We start from the raw sequence: 16,533 nt of genomic DNA, 5'->3' as shown, positions 1-16,533 counted from the left end.
GAAGGTCTAAGTTGACGATGTCAGGAAGCGTCTTGGGGGGCGCCGACTGGCATCTGGGGATGTCTTGGGGGACTTCCTCAGAGATGCGTTGCCGGGGCACGTACACCGGGAAGCTTTGAGCGGCCCTCCCAGCGTGCGCTGTCCCGGCAGATCGCACACAGCAGTAGTACGGCGAGTTCTGCTCGTTTTGCTCAACAGCGATTCAGGCGCTGTCTCTCAGACGCCCGGCCGGATCCCGTGGGGGGAATCCGCACCGGGACATGGGAAGGCGCCCTGGACGCCGGCCCGTGGGGGGACCGTCGCCAGGGCGCCTTCCGCTATGTCGGACGCGCTTCGCGATCGTCTACGAACCCACAGCGGAAGGCCCCGCACCCGGATCACCGGATACGGGGCCCTGGGATGCGGCTCAGCGCGCCTCGACGGGGATGAAGTCGCGCTCGACGACACCCGTGTAGATCTGGCGCGGACGGCCGATGCGGGAGCCCGGCTCCTTGATCATCTCGTGCCACTGGGCGATCCAGCCCGGGAGGCGGCCGAGGGCGAACAGGACCGTGAACATCTCGGTCGGGAAGCCCATCGCGCGGTAGATCAGACCGGTGTAGAAGTCGACGTTCGGGTAGAGGCTGCGCGAGACGAAGTAGTCGTCGGAGAGCGCGTGCTCCTCCAGCTTCAGCGCGATGTCCAGCAGCTCGTCGGACTTGCCGAGGGCGGACAGCACGTCGTGCGCGGCGGCCTTGATGATCTTGGCGCGCGGGTCGAAGTTCTTGTAGACCCGGTGGCCGAAGCCCATCAGACGGACGCCGTCCTCCTTGTTCTTCACCTTGCGGATGAAGGAGTCGACATCGCCGCCGGCGTCGCGGATGCCCTCGAGCATCTCCAGCACCGACTGGTTGGCACCGCCGTGCAGCGGGCCCCACAGGGCGTTGATGCCGGCCGAGATCGACGCGAACATGTTCGCCTGCGAGGAGCCGACCAGGCGGACCGTGGACGTCGAACAGTTCTGCTCGTGGTCCGCGTGCAGGATCAGCAGCTTGTCGAGCGCGGAGACGACGACCGGGTCGAGGTCGTACTCCTGCGCCGGCACCGAGAAGGTCATGCGCAGGAAGTTCTCGACGTAGCCGAGGTCGTTGCGCGGGTAGACGAACGGGTGACCGATCGACTTCTTGTACGCGTAGGCCGCGATCGTCGGAAGCTTGGCGAGCAGGCGGATCGTGGAGAGGTTGCGCTGCTTCTCGTCGAACGGGTTGTGGCTGTCCTGGTAGAAGGTGGACAGCGCGGAGACCACGGACGAGAGCATGGCCATCGGGTGGGCGTCGCGGGGGAAGCCCCGGTAGAAGTTCTTGACGTCCTCGTGCAGCAGGGTGTGCTGCGTGATGTCGTTCTTGAACGAGGTGAGCTCGTCGACGGTCGGCAGCTCGCCGTTGATCAGCAGGTAGGCGACCTCCACGAAGGTGGAGCGCTCGGCCAGCTGCTCGATCGGGTAGCCGCGGTACCGGAGGATGCCCGCCTCACCGTCGAGGTAGGTGATGGCGGATTTATAGGCGGCGGTGTTGCCGTACCCGCTGTCCAGGGTCACCAGACCGGTCTGGGCGCGGAGCTTGCCGATGTCGAAGCCCTCGTCGCCGACGGTGCTGTCGATCACCGGGTAGGTGTACTCGCCGTCGCCGTACCGCAGTACTACAGCATTCTTGGTGTGCTCGCTCACGTCATCCCTCACCGACGTTGTGCCTCTTCTTCGAGGTTGCCCTGACTGTCTCTACCATCCCCCATTTGGCGCAGGAGAGTGCACTCGGGGTCGACCATTGGGCCTATCGGCGGCACTCAGTGCCGCCAACCTGCTCATCCTGCCCCCCTTCGGCCCGCTTCCGGAAGAGCTCTGTGACCTAGGTGACTCATTTGATCGATCATTCTTCGTGACGGGTGCGGTCAGCGGCCCGCGAGCCGGAAGTCGAGGGCCGTGCAACGGCGGCCCGCGGACACCGTGCGCACCGCCTGGCCGATCGCCTTGCGGGAGCCGACGAGGACGACCAGCTTCCTGGCCCGGGTCACCGCCGTGTACAGCAGGTTCCGCTGCAGCATCATCCAGGCGCCGGTGGTGACCGGGATCACCACGGCCGGATATTCACTCCCCTGCGAACGGTGAATGGTCACCGCGTAGGCATGGGCCAGTTCGTCCAGTTCGTCGAAGTCGTACGGCACTTCCTCGTCCTCGTCCGTCAGCACGGTCAGGCGCTGGTCGACCGGATCGAGCGAGGTGACCACGCCCACCGTGCCGTTGAACACGCCGTTCTCGCCCTTGTCGTAGTTGTTGCGGATCTGGGTGACCTTGTCGCCGACCCGGAAGACCCGGCCGCCGAACCGCTTCTCGGGCAGGTCGGGGCGGCCCGGGGTGATGGCCTGCTGGAGCAGGCCGTTGAGGGTGCCGGCGCCGGCCGGTCCGCGGTGCATCGGCGCGAGCACCTGGACGTCCCGGCGCGGGTCGAGTCCGAACCTGGCCGGAATCCGACGGGCCGCCACGTCCACGGTGAGCCGGCCGGCGTCCTCGGTCTCGTCCTCGACGAAGAGGAAGAAGTCCTTCATGCCGTCGGTGACCGGATGCTGTCCCGAGTTGATCCGGTGCGCGTTCGTCACCACCCCCGACTGCTGGGCCTGACGGAAGACGCGGGTGAGGCGGACGGCCGGGATCGGGCCGCCCTCGGCGAGCAGGTCGCGCAGGACCTCGCCGGCGCCCACGCTGGGCAGTTGGTCCACGTCCCCGACGAACAACAGGTGGGCGCCCGGGGGCACCGCCTTGACCAGCTTGTTCGCCAGCAGCAGGTCCAGCATGGACGCCTCGTCGACGACCACGAGGTCCGCGTCGAGCGGGCGGTCCTTGTCGTAGGCCGCGTCACCGCCGGGCCTCAGCTCCAGCAGCCGGTGCACGGTGGAGGCCTCGGCGCCGGTGAGCTCGGCCAGGCGCTTGGCGGCCCGGCCGGTGGGGGCGGCCAGCACGACCTTGGCCTTCCTCGCGCGGGCCAGCTCCACGATCGAGCGGACCGTGAAGGACTTGCCGCAGCCGGGCCCGCCGGTGAGGACGGCGACCTTCTCGGTGAGCGCGAGCCGGACGGCCGCCTCCTGCTCGGGGGCGAGCTCCGTGCCCGTACGCCCCTTCAGCCAGAGCAGCGCCTTGTCCCAGGCCACGTCACGGAACCCGGGCATCCGGTCCTCGTCCGTGCGCAGCAAGCGCAACAGCTGGGCGGAGAGGGAGAGTTCGGCACGGTGGAACGGGACGAGGTAGATGGCTGTGACCGGATCGCCGCCGTCCGGGCCGGGGACCTTCTCGCGGACGACACCGGGGTCCTCGCCGTCCTCCGCGGGCGCCGCGAGTTCGGCGAGGCACTCGATGACCAGTCCGGTGTCGACCTGGAGCAGCTTGACCGCGTCGGCGATCAGCCGCTCCTCGGGCAGATAGCAGTGGCCCTGGTCGGCGGACTGCGAAAGGGCGTACTGGAGGCCCGCCTTGACGCGCTCGGGGCTGTCGTGCGGGATGCCGACGGACTGGGCGATCCTGTCGGCGGTGAGGAAGCCGATGCCCCAGACGTCGGACGCGAGCCGGTAGGGCTGGTTCTTCACCACGGAGATCGAGGCGTCCCCGTACTTCTTGTAGATGCGGACCGCGATGGACGTGGACACCTCGACGGTCTGGAGGAAGAGCATGACCTCCTTGATCGCCTTCTGCTCCTCCCAGGCGTCGGCGATCTTCTTGGTGCGTTTGGGGCCGAGGCCGGGCACCTCGACGAGCCGCTTCGGCTCCTCCTCGATGATCGTGAGGGTGTCCAGGCCGAAGTGCTGGGTGATGCGGTCGGCGAAGACGGGTCCGATGCCCTTGACCAGGCCGGAGCCGAGGTAGCGGCGGATGCCCTGGACGGTGGCGGGCAGCAGGGTCGTGTAGTTCTCGACCGTGAACTGTTTTCCGTACTGCGGGTGCGACCCCCAACGGCCCTCCATCCGCAGGGACTCGCCGACCTGGGCGCCGAGCAGCGCGCCCACGACTGTGAGGAGGTCGCCGGCGCCTCGGCCGGTGTCGACCCGGGCGACCGTGTAGCCGTTCTCCTCGTTGGCGTACGTGACGCGCTCCAGGACGCCTTCGAGCACGGCGAGCCGCCGCTCCCCGCCCTCCGCCCCGCTCCCCGCCTGATTCGACATGCTCCGACGCTACCGGGGTGCTCCGACAGCGGGAGCCGCCGCCGGGAAACGCCCGCCGGGCTCCGTTCATCACGATCCGGTCTCGGGATGCGGCCAGGGGCTTGATTGACACCCGTGTAATCGATTCCAATCCTCCGTACACGTTCGTGTAATCGATTCCACGAGGAGGTGGAGCGGCGATGGCGAGCATCAAGGACGTCGCGGCCGAGGCAGGCGTGTCCGTCGCCACGGTGTCCCGCGCCCTGAACGGCCATCCGTCGGTCAGCGCCGACGCGCGCACGCGCGTGCTGGCCGCCGTCGAGGCGCTGGGCTACCGCCCGAACGCCGTCGCCCGGTCGCTGCGCACCGACCAGACCCACACCCTCGGCCTGGTCATCAGCGACGTGATGAACCCGTACTTCACCGAACTGGCCCGCTCCGTGGAGGAGGAGGCCCGGGCGCTGGGCTACAGCGTCATCATCGGCAACGCCGACGAGCGGCCCGACCTCCAGGACCACCACGTACGGACGCTGCTGGACCGCCGTATCGACGGACTGCTGATCTCCCCGACCGACGGCGGTTCGCCGCTGATCCTCGACGCCGCGCGGGCGGGGACGCCGATGGTCTTCGTGGACCGGTGGATCCCCGGCGTGGACGTGCCCGTGGTCCGCTCCGACGGGCGGGCGGCCGTCCGCGACCTCGTCGCCCATCTGCACGGACTCGGCCACCGGCGGCTCGCGATCATCGCGGGCCCCGCCGCCACCACCACCGGCAGTGAGCGCGTCGAGGCCTTCCGGCAGGCCATGGCGGAGTACGGCATCCCCCTCCCGGACGCCTACACCGGCCAGGGCGACTTCCAGGCCGAGAGCGGACGGCGGGTCACCGAGGGCTTCCTCGACCTGCCCGAGCCACCCGAGGTCGTCTTCGCCGCGGACAACCTGATGGCCCTGGGCGCGCTGGACGCCGTCCGCGCGCGCGGGCTGCGGGTGCCCGAGGACCTCGCGCTGGCCGCGTTCGACGACATCCGCTGGTTCGTGCACACCGATCCGCCGATCACCGCGATCGCCCAGCCCACGGGCGAGCTGGGACGCGCGGCCGTGCGCGCCCTCGTCGACCGCATCGAGGGACGACCCCCCGAGTCCGTCACGCTGCCCGCCCGGCTCGTCGTCCGCCGCTCGTGCGGCGAACCGGCCCCCCGGGGGCCGTCGCACCCGACGAATCCCCCAGAGCCGTCCCCCGTAACGAACAGGAGCACGTCGTGAGCAACCGGGATGAGTTGCTGCGCATCGAGGGCATACGGAAGACCTTCCCCGGCGTGATCGCGCTCGACGGCGTCGACTTCGAGCTGAACCGCGGCGAGGTGCACGTGCTGCTCGGCGAGAACGGCGCGGGCAAGAGCACCCTCATCAAGATGCTGTCGGGTGCCTACACCCCCGACGCCGGCCGGATCCTGGTCGGCGGCGAGGAGGTCCGCATCCACGGAGCGCAGGATTCCGAACGTCTCGGGATCGCCACCATCTACCAGGAGTTCAACCTGGTCCCCGACCTGACGGTCGCCGAGAACATCTTCCTTGGCCGGCAGCCGCGCCGCTTCGGGGTGATCGACCGGAAGCGGATGGAGAGGGAGGCCGCCGCACTCCTTGAGCGGGTCGGCGTGCACGTGTCCCCCCGCGCGCGGGTGCGTGAACTCGGTATCGCCCGCCTCCAGATGGTCGAGATCGCCAAGGCCCTCAGCCTCGACGCGCGCGTCCTGATCATGGACGAGCCGACCGCCGTGCTCACCTCCGACGAGGTGGAGAGGCTCTTCTCCATCGTGCGCAGGCTGCGCGAGGACGGCGTGGGCGTCGTCTTCATCACCCATCACCTGGAGGAGATCGCCGCCCTGGGCGACCGGGTCACCGTCATCCGCGACGGCCGAAGCGTCGGCCAGGTCCCCGCGTCCACGCCCGAGGACGAACTCGTACGCCTGATGGTGGGGCGGTCGATCGAGCAGCAGTACCCGCGGGAACGGGCCGACACCGGCACCGCGCTGCTCACCGTCGAAGGGCTCACCCGCGATGGTGTCTTCCACGACGTGAGCTTCGAGGTGCGGGCCGGTGAGGTCGTCGGCGTCGCGGGGCTGGTCGGGGCCGGCCGTACGGAGGTCGGGCGGGCCGTGTTCGGCGCCGACCCGTACGACGCGGGCACCGTGAAGGTCGGTGGCGCACGACTGCGCGGGCATGACGTGACCGCCGCCATGTCGGCCGGCATCGGGCTCGTGCCCGAGGACCGCAAGGGCCAGGGCCTGCTTCTCGACGCGTCCGTCGAGGAGAACCTCGGGCTCGTGACGCTGAGGTCCGCCACCCGCGGCGGACTCGTCGACCTCCGGGGCCAGCACGAGGCGGCCGCCCGGATCGCCGGGCAGCTCGGCGTGCGGATGGCGGGCCTGGGCCAGCAGGTGCGGACGCTGTCCGGCGGCAACCAGCAGAAGGTCGTCATCGGCAAGTGGCTGCTCGCCGACACGAGGGTGCTGATCCTCGACGAGCCGACGCGCGGTATCGACGTCGGCGCCAAGGTCGAGATCTACCAGCTCGTCAACGAGCTGACGGCCGCCGGCGCGGCCGTCCTGATGATCTCCAGTGACCTGCCCGAGGTGCTCGGGATGAGTGACCGGGTGCTGGTGATGGCCCAGGGGCGGATCGCCGGCGAACTCACTGCCGCCGAGGCGACCCAGGACGCGGTCATGGCGCTCGCCGTCGGCTCCCCCACTTCCCCGAAGCAGACCGAGACCGAAACGGAGGCCTCCCGTGGCCACTGACACGCTCAAGAGCACGACGGGCGCGCGAGGCGCCACGGGCGGCCTGCGCCGCCTCCTGCTCGACAACGGCGCGCTGACCGCGCTGATCGTCCTCGTGATCGCGATGTCGGCGCTGTCCGGCGACTTCATGACGACGGACAACCTCCTCAACGTCGGCGTCCAGGCGGCCGTGACCGCGATCCTCGCCTTCGGTGTCACCTTCGTGATCGTCTCGGCGGGCATCGACCTGTCGGTCGGCTCGGTGGCGGCCCTGTCGGCCACCGTCCTCGCCTGGAGCGCCACCTCGCAGGGCGTCCCGGTCGCCCTGGCGGTCGTCCTCGCGATCGCCACCGGCATCGCGTGCGGCCTGGTCAACGGCTTCCTGATCTCGTACGGGAAACTGCCGCCGTTCATCGCGACGCTGGCCATGCTCTCGGTGGCCCGCGGCCTGTCGCTGGTGATCTCGCAGGGCTCCCCGATCGCCTTCCCCGACTCCGTCTCCCACCTCGGCGACACGCTCGGCGGATGGCTGCCGGTGCCGGTGCTCGTGATGGTGGTCATGGGGCTCCTCACGGCGTTCGTGCTGGGGCGCACCTACATCGGCCGCTCCATGTACGCGATCGGCGGCAACGAGGAGGCGGCCCGCCTCTCCGGGCTGCGGGTCAAGAAGCAGAAGCTCGCCATCTACGCCTTCTCCGGCCTGTTCGCCGCGGCCGCGGGCATCGTGCTCGCCTCCCGGCTGTCCTCCGCGCAGCCGCAGGCCGCGCAGGGTTACGAGCTGGACGCGATCGCCGCGGTCGTCATCGGCGGCGCCTCGCTGGCCGGCGGCACGGGCAAGGCCTCGGGGACGCTGATCGGCGCGCTGATCCTCGCGGTGCTGCGCAACGGCCTCAACCTCCTTTCCGTGTCCGCCTTCTGGCAGCAGGTCGTCATCGGTGTCGTCATCGCCCTGGCGGTGCTCCTCGACACGCTGCGGCGCAAGGCGGGGGCGACCCCGGTGGCCGCCGGGGCCTCCGCCGGGAACAGGGGCAGGCAGGCGATGACGTACGGACTCGCCGCGGTGGTCGCGGCGGCCGTCGTCGGCGGGATGTCGTTCCTGCACAACGGCTCGCCGGCGAAGGACCAGAAGATCGGACTGTCGCTGTCGACCCTCAACAATCCCTTCTTCGTGCAGATCCGTTCCGGCGCGCAGGCCGAGGCGAAGAGGCTGGGCGTCGACCTGACGGTCACGGACGCGCAGAACGACGCCTCGCAGCAGGCCAACCAGCTGCAGAACTTCACCAGCGAGGGCATCGGTTCCATCATCGTCAACCCGGTGGACTCGGACGCGGCGGGCCCGTCGGTGCGCTCGGCGAACAAGGCGGACATCCCCGTCGTCGGCGTCGACCGCGGGGTGAACAACGCCGAGACGGCCGCGCTGGTCGCCTCCGACAACGTCGAGGGCGGCAGGCTGGGCGCCCGGGCGCTGGCCCGGAAGCTGGGCGGCAAGGGCACCGTCGTGATCCTTCAGGGCCAGGCCGGCACCTCCGCCAGCCGGGAGCGCGGCGCCGGCTTCGCGGCCGGGCTGAAGGAGTACCCGGGCATCAGGGTCGTCGCCAAGCAGCCCGCGGACTTCGACCGCACCAAGGGCCTCGACGTGATGACGAACCTGCTCCAGGCCCACCCCGACGTCGACGGTGTCTTCGCCGAGAACGACGAGATGGCGCTCGGCGCGGTCAAGGCGCTCGGCGCCAAGGCCGGCACGTCGGTCCAGGTCGTCGGTTTCGACGGCACGCCGGACGGGCTGAAGGCGGTCGCGGACGGCACGCTGTACGCGTCGGTCGCGCAGCAGCCGACCCAGCTCGGGCGGATCGCGGTGGACAACGCGGTCCGGGCGGCCGAAGGCAGGAAGGTCGAGAAGACGGTGAAGGTGCCGGTGAAGGTGGTCACGAAGGAGAACGTGGCCGGCTTCGGCGGCTGACATCGGCGAGCGGGCGGGCGGTCCTGGCGACCGCCCGCCTCCCGTCACATCCAGGGGAGACACTTCATGTACGACTACGACCTCCTGGTCGTCGGGTCGGCCAACGCCGACCTGGTGATCGCGGTCGAGCGGCGGCCGGAGACCGGGGAGACGGTGCTCGGCTCGGACCTGGCCGTCCATCCGGGCGGCAAGGGCGCCAACCAGGCGGTCGCGGCCGCCCGGCTCGGAGCGCGTACGGCCCTGCTGGCCCGGGTCGGCGCCGACCCGCACGGCGAGCTGCTGCTGGACTCGCAGCGGGCCGCCGGCGTGGACACGGCGGGCGTCCTGACAGGCGGGGCGCCGACCGGGGTCGCGCTGATCACGGTGGACCCGTCCGGTGACAACAGCATCGTCGTCTCACCGGGCGCGAACGGCCGGCTGACCCCCGAGGACGTCCGGGCCGCCGCGCGGCTCTTCCGGAGCTCGCGCGTGGTGTCGGCGCAGCTGGAGATCCCGCTGGAGACAGTCGTGGAGGCGGTGCGGAGTGTGGCCCCGGGCGGTCGCTTCGTGCTCAACCCGTCACCGCCGCGGCCACTGCCGGACGAGCTGCTGGCGGCCTGCGACCCGCTGATCGTCAACGAGCACGAGGCGAAGGTGATCCTCGGCGTCGCCGGCGCCGACGCCGGCGAGGAGCCGGAGGACTGGGCGCGCGTCCTGCTCGCGAGGGGCCCCCGCTCGGTGGTCGTGACGCTGGGCTCGGCGGGCGCGCTGGTCGCCTCCGCGGAGGGCATGACCCGGGTGCCGGCCGTGCGGGTGGACGCCGTGGACACGACGGGTGCGGGCGACGCGTTCACCGCGGCACTGGCCTGGCGGCTGGGTGCGGGCGCCTCGCTCGCGGAGGCGGCGGCCTACGCGTCCCGGGTCGGGGCGGCCGCCGTCACGAAGGAGGGCGCGCAGGTGTCCTTCCCGACGGCGGCGGAGGTCGAGGCGTTGAACGACGGGGCGCCGGGCGGCGAACCCCGGACCACCGGCAGCAGCGGCGCCGGGCCGGACGACGCGTGGAACGACGGGGCCCCGGACGGCGGACCCGGGACCACCGGCAGCGGGGCCGGTCCGGACGACGCCTTGAACGGCACGGCCCCGGGTGGCGGACCCGGGACCGGCGGCGGCGTCGGGCCGGACGACGCGTCCGGCACGGGCGGGCCAGGCGAGGCGCGGTGAAGAAGGCCGGCATTCTGAACCGCCGTCTCTCCGGCGCCCTCGCCGAACTGGGTCACGGGGACGGGGTCCTGGTCTGCGACGCGGGGATGCCGATACCGGACGGCCCGCGGGTCGTGGACCTGGCGTTCCGGGCCGGGGTGCCGTCCTTCGCGGAGGTGCTGGACGGCCTGCTGGCCGAGCTGGTGGTGGAGGGCGCGACGGCGGCCACGGAGGTACGGGAGGCCAATCCGGGGGCCGCGACGCTGCTGGACGGGCACTTCCCCGGCCTGGCCCTGGTCTCCCACGAGGAGCTCAAGGAACTGACGACGGGAGCCCGTCTGGTGGTGCGGACCGGCGAGGCACGCCCGTACGCGAACGTGCTGCTGAGGTGCGGGGTGTTCTTCTAGGGCACCGCGGCGGTGCCGGACACAAATTCGAGAGGGCCCGGTCCGTCGACCGGGCCCCCTCGGGTTTTCCCCTCCGCATCAGAACTCCGCGATCCCCCCAGATCCCTCCCCAGAAGTCCTGATGCCAAGTACGACCCGCGGAGTGCGGGAAGGGTTGCACGGGTTCCGAAGATTTTTTCCGGCGGTCAGATCACGTGCTCCGGCGGCCGGATCACGTGCTCCACGAACCGCCCGGCCGTCTCCGCCAGCACCTCGCGCCCGTCCCTGGCCCACAGCCCGTCGTTGAACAACTCGACCTCGATGGGCCCGGTGTACCCGGCCGCCTCGACGTAGGACTTCCACTCCCGCATGTCGATCGAGCCGTCGCCGATCTGGCCGCGGCCGTTGAGGACCCCCTCGGGCAGCGGGGTGGTCCAGTCGGCGAGCTGGAAGGTGTGGATACGGCCGCCCGCGCCCGCCCGGGCGATCTGCCGCGGCGCCGTGTCGTCCCACCAGATGTGGTACGTGTCCACGGTGACGCCGACCTGGTGGGCGGGGAAGCGTTCGGCGAGGTCGAGGGCCTGGGCCAGGGTCGACACCACGCAGCGGTCCGCGGCGTACATGGGGTGCAGCGGCTCGATGGCCAGCCGTACGCCGTGGGCTTCCGCGTACGGGCCCAGTTCGCCGAGCGCGTCCGCGATCCGCTCGCGCGCCCCGTGCAGGTCCCTGGAACCGGCGGGCAGGCCGCCGGAGACCAGCACCAGGGTGTCGGTGCCGAGGGTGGCCGCCTCGTCGACCGCGCGGCGGTTGTCGGCCAGGGCCTCCGCCCGCTCCCGTGGCTCGATCGCGGTGAGGAAGCCGCCGCGGCACAGGGTGGTGACGGCCAGGCCCGCGTCCCGGACCAGTTTCGCCGTGGCCTCCACGCCGTACGACTGGACCGGTTCGCGCCAGAGGCCGACGCCGGGGACGCCCAGGGCGAGGCAGGCGTCGGCCAGCTCCGGCAGCGACAGTTGCCTGACGGTCATCTGGTTGACGGAGAAGCGGGAAAGCGAGCCTGTCACCGGGTCACCCCGTGGAGTGCGAGCAGGGTCCTCATCCGCTCCTCGGCCAGCTTCGGGTCGGGGAACAGGCCCAGACCGTCGGCGAGTTCGTAGGCGCGGGCGAAGTGCGGGAGGGAGCGGGCCGACTGGAGGCCGCCGACCATCGTGAAGTGCGACTGGTGGCCGGCGAGCCAGGCCAGGAAGACGACACCGGTCTTGTAGAAGCGGGTGGGCGTCCGGAACAGGTGCCGCGACAGTTCGACCGTCGGATCGAGCAGGGCCCGGAAGCCCGGTACGTCGCCCGTGTCGAGGACCCGTACCGCCTGGGCCGCCAGCGGTCCCAGCGGGTCGAAGATGCCGAGCAGGGCGTGGCTGAAGCCCTGCTCGTCGCCCGCGATCAGCTCCGGGTAGTTGAAGTCGTCGCCCGTGTAACAGCGGACGCCGTCGGGGAGGCGGCGGCGGAGGTCGATCTCCCGCTGGGCGTCCAGGAGGGAGACCTTGATGCCGTCGATCTTGTCGGGGTGGGCCGCGATCACCTCCAGGAAGGTGTCCGTGGCGGCGTCGAGGTCCGCGGACCCCCAGTAGCCGTCGAGGGCCGGGTCGAACATCGGGCCGAGCCAGTGCAGGATCACCGGCTCGGTGGCCTGGCGGAGCAGGTGGCCGTAGACCTCCAGGTAGTCCGCGGGGCCCTCGGCGGCGGCCGTGAGCGCGCGGGACGCCATCAGGATCGCCCGGGCGCCGGACTCCTCCACCAGCGCGAGCTGCTCTTCGTACGCCGCCCGTACCTCGGCCAGGGACGCCGGGCCGGTCAGCTGGTCGGTGCCGACACCGCAGGCGATACGGCCGCCGACCGACCTGGCCTCGGCGGCGCTGCGCCGGATCAGCTCGGCCGCGCCCGCCCAGTCCAGGCCCATGCCGCGCTGGGCGGTGTCCATCGCCTCGGCGACCCCCAGCCCGTGGGACCACAGATGGCGGCGGAAGGCGAGGGTGGCGTCCCAGTCGACGGCGGCGGGCGAGTCCGGGGACACGTCCGCGAAGGGGTCGGCGACGACGTGTGCCGCCGAGTAGACCGTGCGCGAGGTGAAGGGGGTGCCGGGAGTGACGGCGAGGGGGTTCGTGCGGGGCTCGTACACCCTCAGACCCCCCGTGGCATCGGGGAGTTGGATGGTCACAGCGTGATCTCCGGTACGTCGAGACGGGCGCCCTCGGAGGAGGACCGCAGGCCCAGTTCGGCGAGCTGCACGCCGCGGGCGCCGGCGAGGAGGTCCCAGTGGTAGGGGGCGTCGGCGTAGACGTGCCGCAGGAACAGCTCCCACTGGGCCTTGAAGCCGTTGTCGAACTCGGCGTTGTCCGGCACCTCCTGCCACTGGTCGCGGAAGACCTCGGTGGCGGGGATGTCGGGGTTCCAGACCGGCTTGGGGGTGGCGCTGCGGTGCTGGACGCGGCAGTTGCGCAGACCGGCCACCGCGGAGCCCTCCGTGCCGTCCACCTGGAACTCGACGAGTTCGTCGCGGTTGACGCGGACGGCCCAGGAGGAGTTGATCTGGGCGATGGCTCCGCCGTCGAGTTCGAAGATGCCGTAGGCGGCGTCGTCGGCGGTGGCGTCGTAGGGCTTGCCGTTCTCGTCCCAGCGCTGCGGGATGTGGGTGGTGGCGATGGCCTGGACGGACTTCACCCGGCCGAAGAGCTCGTGCAGGACGTACTCCCAGTGCGGGAACATGTCGACGACGATGCCGCCGCCGTCCTCGCTGCGGTAGTTCCAGGACGGGCGCTGGGCCGACTGCCAGTCGCCCTCGAAGACCCAGTAGCCGAACTCGCCGCGGATGGACAGGATGCGGCCGAAGAAGCCGCCGTCGATGAGGCGCTTGAGCTTCAGCAGGCCCGGCAGGAACAGCTTGTCCTGGACGACGCCGTGCTTGATGCCGGCGCCTGCGGCCAGCCGGGCGAGTTCGAGGGCGCCCTCGAGGCCGGTGGCCGTCGGCTTCTCGGTGTAGACGTGCTTGCCGGCGGCGATCGCCTTGCGGATCGCCTCCTCGCGGGCGGAGGTGACCTGGGCGTCGAAGTAGATATCGACGCTGTCGTCGGCGAGGACGGCGTCCACGTCCGTCGAGACGTGCTCCAGGCCGTGCTGCTCGGCGAGCGTCCGGAGCACGTGCTCACGGCGGCCGACGAGGATCGGCTCCGGCCACAGCACGGTGCCGTCGCCGAGGTCGAGGCCGCCCTGTTCGCGGATGGCCAGGATCGAGCGGACGAGGTGCTGGCGGTAGCCCATGCGCCCGGTCACGCCGTTCATGGCGATACGCACCGTCTTGCGTGTCACGTCTTTCCCTTCGTAGGTGTCGTACGCAGCGTCGTACGCGAGTCGTACGCGAATGTGTGCGCCGCGTCCGCCCTACTGATGAGCGTTGCAGCAAGCGCTTTCTATCCAATGAGAAGCTAGCCTCTGACCAGCGGTCTGGACAAGACCGTGACGGGGTTGAGTTGTTCGAGGGGGCGAACAACGGGGGCCGGTGGCCGTAAGGTCTGCTCGAAACCGTGGCTGTGGGGTGCCTGTGCGGGCTGCGTCCATCGTCCAGGCCGTGCGGCCACGCACCCGTGTACGACGACGTACGGCGACGTACGACCAGATGCGACGAGACGCGCTACCGGAGGACGAGGACATGACGGTGACCCTGGCGGACGTGGCGGCCCGCGCGCAGGTCTCCCCCGCGACGGTGTCGCGCGTGCTGAACGGGAACTACCCCGTCGCCGCTTCCACCCGCGAGCGGGTGCTGCGGGCGGTGGACGACCTGGACTACGTGCTCAACGGTCCGGCGAGCTCACTCGCCGCGGCCACCTCCGACCTGGTCGGCATCCTGGTCAACGACATCGCCGACCCCTTCTTCGGGATCATGGCGAGCGCGATCCAGTCCGAGATCGGGGGGCCCGGCGGCCGCGCCGGCGGGGAGCGGCTGGCGGTGGTGTGCAACACCGGGGGCTCCCCGGAGCGCGAGCTGACCTACCTCACCCTGCTGCAACGGCAGCGGGCGGCGGCCGTCGTGCTGACCGGCGGCGCCGTGGAGAACGTGCCGCACGCGACGGCGATGACGGCGAAGCTGCGGAAGATGGCGGACGCCGGCACCCGGGTGGTGCTGTGCGGTCGCCCGCCCGCACCCGACACCCAGGCGATCGCGCTCACCTTCGACAACCGCGGGGGCGCCCGGCAGCTCACGGAGCACCTCATCGGTCTCGGGCACCGGCGCCTCGGCTACATCACCGGCCCGGAGGAGCGGACGACCACCCGGCACCGGCTGGAGGGCCACCGGGCGGCGCTCGAGGCACACGGCATAGAGGAAGACCCGCGCTGGACGGTGCACGGCCGGTACGACAGACGTTCCGGGTACGAGGCCACGCTCGAGCTGCTGCGCCGGGACCCGTCCCTGACGGCGGTGGTGGCGGCGAACGACTCCGTCGCGCTCGGGGCCTGTGCCGCCCTGCGCGACTCCGGCCTGCGCATCCCGGACGACGTGTCCGTGGCCGGCTTCGACGACCTGCCGTTCAGCGTCGACACGGTGCCGTCCCTCACGACGGTACGACTCCCGCTCGCGGAGGCCGGAGCACGGGCCGGCCGCATCGCGATGGGCCGCGAGGAACCGCCGCCCGGGGGGATCGCCACCGTACGGGGCGAGTTGATGGTGCGGGGGTCCTCCGGGGGGCCCCGGGTCTGAGGGGGGCTCCTCGGGTCGGGTCGGGTGCGGGGTTCTCCGGGGGCCCGGGTTTGAGCGCGGCGCGGCTCGGGTGCGGAGTTCTCCCGGGGGCCCCGGACCTGAGCGCGGCTCGGCTCGGGAGCGGGGGGTCTCCGGGGGCCCCGGGTCTGAGCGCGGCGCGGCTCGGGTGCGGAGTTCTCCCGGGGGCCCCGGACCTGAGCGCGGCTCGGCTCGGGAGCGGGGGGTCTCCGGGGGCCCCGGACCTGAGCGCGGCTCGGCTCAAAGCGGGGCCGGCACAGGTTCGCTGCGGGGCCATGCCGTTCCGGTGTGGGCATGGACGGGTGGCGTTCGTCGGCCTAGGCTCGTCCCACGGTATCTCTGACTGAGTCAACCATCGGGGTCGACGATCATGACCGTCCAGGACATCCGCGCCTTCAACCGCTTCTACACGAACGTCATCGGGGCCCTCGACTACAGCCGCCACCTCTACGCCCCCTACACCCTCACCGAGTCCCGCGTCCTGTACGAACTCGCGCACTCGCCTCGTACCGACGCGGCCGATCTCCGGTCCGAACTCTCCCTGGACTCCGGGTATCTGAGCCGGATCCTGAACAAGTTCGAGCAGGACGGGCTGATCGAGCGGACGCCCTCCCTGGAGGACCCGCGCCGGCGCCACGTCACGCTCACCGCCCGCGGACGCGAGACCGCCGCCCTGCTCACCGAGCGCGCGGACGAATCCGTCGGCGCCCTGCTCGCGGCCGTGCCGCCCGCCGACCGCCCGCGCCTGTCGGAGGCGATGCGCACCGTCCGTACGATCCTGTCCGACGGCCGCCCGGCCCGGCGCGAGGACGTCGTGCTGCGCGAGCCGGGACCCGGTGACCTCGGCTGGATCGTGCAGCGCAACGCGGCGCTGTACGCCGCCGAGTACGGCTTCAACGCCGACTACGAGGGGCTGGTCGCGAGGATCGTCGCCGACTTCGCCGAGGACCACGATCCGCACCTCGAACGGGTGTGGATCGCCGAGATCGACGGGCGGCCCGTCGGCTGCGTGATGTGCGTACGCGACGAAGCCCCCGGCACCGCCCGGCTGCGCCTGCTGCTCGTCGAGCCGGACGCGCGCGGACTCGGCATCGGCGACCGGCTCGTGGCGGCCGTCGTGGACTTCGCGCGCGGTGTCGGCTACCGCGACCTCGTCCTGTGGACGAACGACGTCCTGACCGCCGCCCGCCACGTCTACCGGCGCCACGGCTTCGTCCTCGCCGCCGAGAAGGAGCACCGCTCGTTCGGAAAGGACCTGGTCGGCCAGGACTGGCGCCTGGACCTGCAGGGCACCGGCGAGTGA

11 protein-coding genes and 1 pseudogene are annotated in these 16,533 nt (G+C 71.4%); 7 read left to right on the top strand and 5 right to left on the bottom strand.

Annotation, left to right across the window (positions count from 1 at the left end):
- Window positions 1-406 precede the first annotated feature (406 nt).
- Together OG985_RS29395 and OG985_RS29390 are read right to left on the bottom strand one after the other, a co-directional pair.
- The gene (locus OG985_RS29395) at window positions 407-1,717 is read right to left on the bottom strand and encodes a citrate synthase (protein ID WP_371671351.1); all 1,311 of its coding nucleotides are present in this window, start codon (window positions 1,715-1,717) and stop codon (window positions 407-409) included.
- Between the two features lie 209 nt (window positions 1,718-1,926).
- Window positions 1,927-4,185: an ATP-dependent RecD-like DNA helicase gene (locus OG985_RS29390; protein WP_371671350.1), complete on the bottom strand. Its 2,259-nt coding sequence runs from the start codon at window positions 4,183-4,185 to the stop codon at window positions 1,927-1,929.
- Window positions 4,186-4,364: 179 nt separating this feature from the next.
- Here OG985_RS29390 and OG985_RS29385 point away from each other — a divergent pair, with 179 nt between their 5' ends.
- The 5 genes and pseudogenes from OG985_RS29385 (at window position 4,365) to rbsD (ending at window position 10,486) form a co-directional block, all read left to right on the top strand.
- Complete coding sequence (locus OG985_RS29385; protein ID WP_371671349.1) at window positions 4,365-5,426, top strand: LacI family DNA-binding transcriptional regulator; 1,062 nt, start codon at window positions 4,365-4,367, stop codon at window positions 5,424-5,426.
- The gene (locus OG985_RS29380) at window positions 5,423-6,961 is read left to right on the top strand and encodes a sugar ABC transporter ATP-binding protein (protein ID WP_371671348.1); all 1,539 of its coding nucleotides are present in this window, start codon (window positions 5,423-5,425) and stop codon (window positions 6,959-6,961) included. Before OG985_RS29385 ends, OG985_RS29380 begins: the two co-directional genes overlap by 4 nt.
- Complete coding sequence (locus tag OG985_RS29375) at window positions 6,951-8,900, top strand: substrate-binding domain-containing protein (protein ID WP_371671347.1); 1,950 nt, start codon at window positions 6,951-6,953, stop codon at window positions 8,898-8,900. Before OG985_RS29380 ends, OG985_RS29375 begins: the two co-directional genes overlap by 11 nt.
- 66 nt (window positions 8,901-8,966) lie before the next feature.
- A pseudogene (gene rbsK, locus OG985_RS29370) lies at window positions 8,967-9,872 on the top strand (ribokinase); the annotation flags it as partial.
- A gap of 224 nt (window positions 9,873-10,096) precedes the next feature.
- Complete coding sequence (rbsD, locus tag OG985_RS29365; RefSeq protein WP_371671346.1) at window positions 10,097-10,486, top strand: D-ribose pyranase; 390 nt, start codon at window positions 10,097-10,099, stop codon at window positions 10,484-10,486.
- A 185-nt stretch (window positions 10,487-10,671) separates the two neighbouring features.
- On the opposite strand, the gene OG985_RS29360 is transcribed toward rbsD, so the two are convergent.
- The 3 genes from OG985_RS29360 to OG985_RS29350 are packed head-to-tail and all read right to left on the bottom strand — an operon-like array spanning window position 10,672 to window position 13,825.
- On the bottom strand, window positions 10,672-11,490 hold the full coding sequence (locus OG985_RS29360) for a sugar phosphate isomerase/epimerase family protein (protein WP_371674530.1): 819 nt from the start codon (window positions 11,488-11,490) through the stop codon (window positions 10,672-10,674).
- Window positions 11,491-11,522: 32 nt separating this feature from the next.
- Window positions 11,523-12,677 (bottom strand): dihydrodipicolinate synthase family protein, encoded by a 1,155-nt coding sequence (locus tag OG985_RS29355; protein WP_371671345.1) that lies wholly within the window; start codon window positions 12,675-12,677, stop codon window positions 11,523-11,525.
- On the bottom strand, window positions 12,674-13,825 hold the full coding sequence (locus tag OG985_RS29350) for a Gfo/Idh/MocA family protein (RefSeq protein ID WP_371671344.1): 1,152 nt from the start codon (window positions 13,823-13,825) through the stop codon (window positions 12,674-12,676). The genes OG985_RS29355 and OG985_RS29350 overlap by 4 nt, the downstream gene beginning before the upstream one ends.
- A 340-nt stretch (window positions 13,826-14,165) precedes the next feature.
- Here OG985_RS29350 and OG985_RS29345 point away from each other — a divergent pair, with 340 nt between their 5' ends.
- Together OG985_RS29345 and OG985_RS29340 are read left to right on the top strand one after the other, a co-directional pair.
- Window positions 14,166-15,212, top strand: coding sequence for a LacI family DNA-binding transcriptional regulator (locus OG985_RS29345; RefSeq protein ID WP_371674529.1), 1,047 nt, complete (start codon window positions 14,166-14,168; stop codon window positions 15,210-15,212).
- 388 nt (window positions 15,213-15,600) lie between these two features.
- Window positions 15,601-16,533: a GNAT family N-acetyltransferase gene (locus OG985_RS29340; protein ID WP_371671343.1), complete on the top strand. Its 933-nt coding sequence runs from the start codon at window positions 15,601-15,603 to the stop codon at window positions 16,531-16,533.

The organism is Streptomyces sp. NBC_00289 (genome assembly GCF_041435115.1).
In the GTDB taxonomy this organism is placed as follows: domain Bacteria; phylum Actinomycetota; class Actinomycetes; order Streptomycetales; family Streptomycetaceae; genus Streptomyces.
The sequence above is the reverse complement of the archived record's forward strand: the minus strand, read 5'-3'. Positions and strand labels throughout refer to the sequence as shown.

Coding starts and splice junctions, on each gene's coding strand:
- OG985_RS29385 (WP_371671349.1), top strand. CDS start 4,365: ATGGCGAGCATCAAGGACGTCGCGGCCGAGGCAGGCGTGTCCGTCGCC.
- OG985_RS29360 (WP_371674530.1), bottom strand. CDS start 11,490: ATGACCGTCAGGCAACTGTCGCTGCCGGAGCTGGCCGACGCCTGCCTC.
- OG985_RS29340 (WP_371671343.1), top strand. CDS start 15,601: ATGACCGTCCAGGACATCCGCGCCTTCAACCGCTTCTACACGAACGTC.
- OG985_RS29345 (WP_371674529.1), top strand. CDS start 14,166: ATGACGGTGACCCTGGCGGACGTGGCGGCCCGCGCGCAGGTCTCCCCC.
- OG985_RS29390 (WP_371671350.1), bottom strand. CDS start 4,185: ATGTCGAATCAGGCGGGGAGCGGGGCGGAGGGCGGGGAGCGGCGGCTC.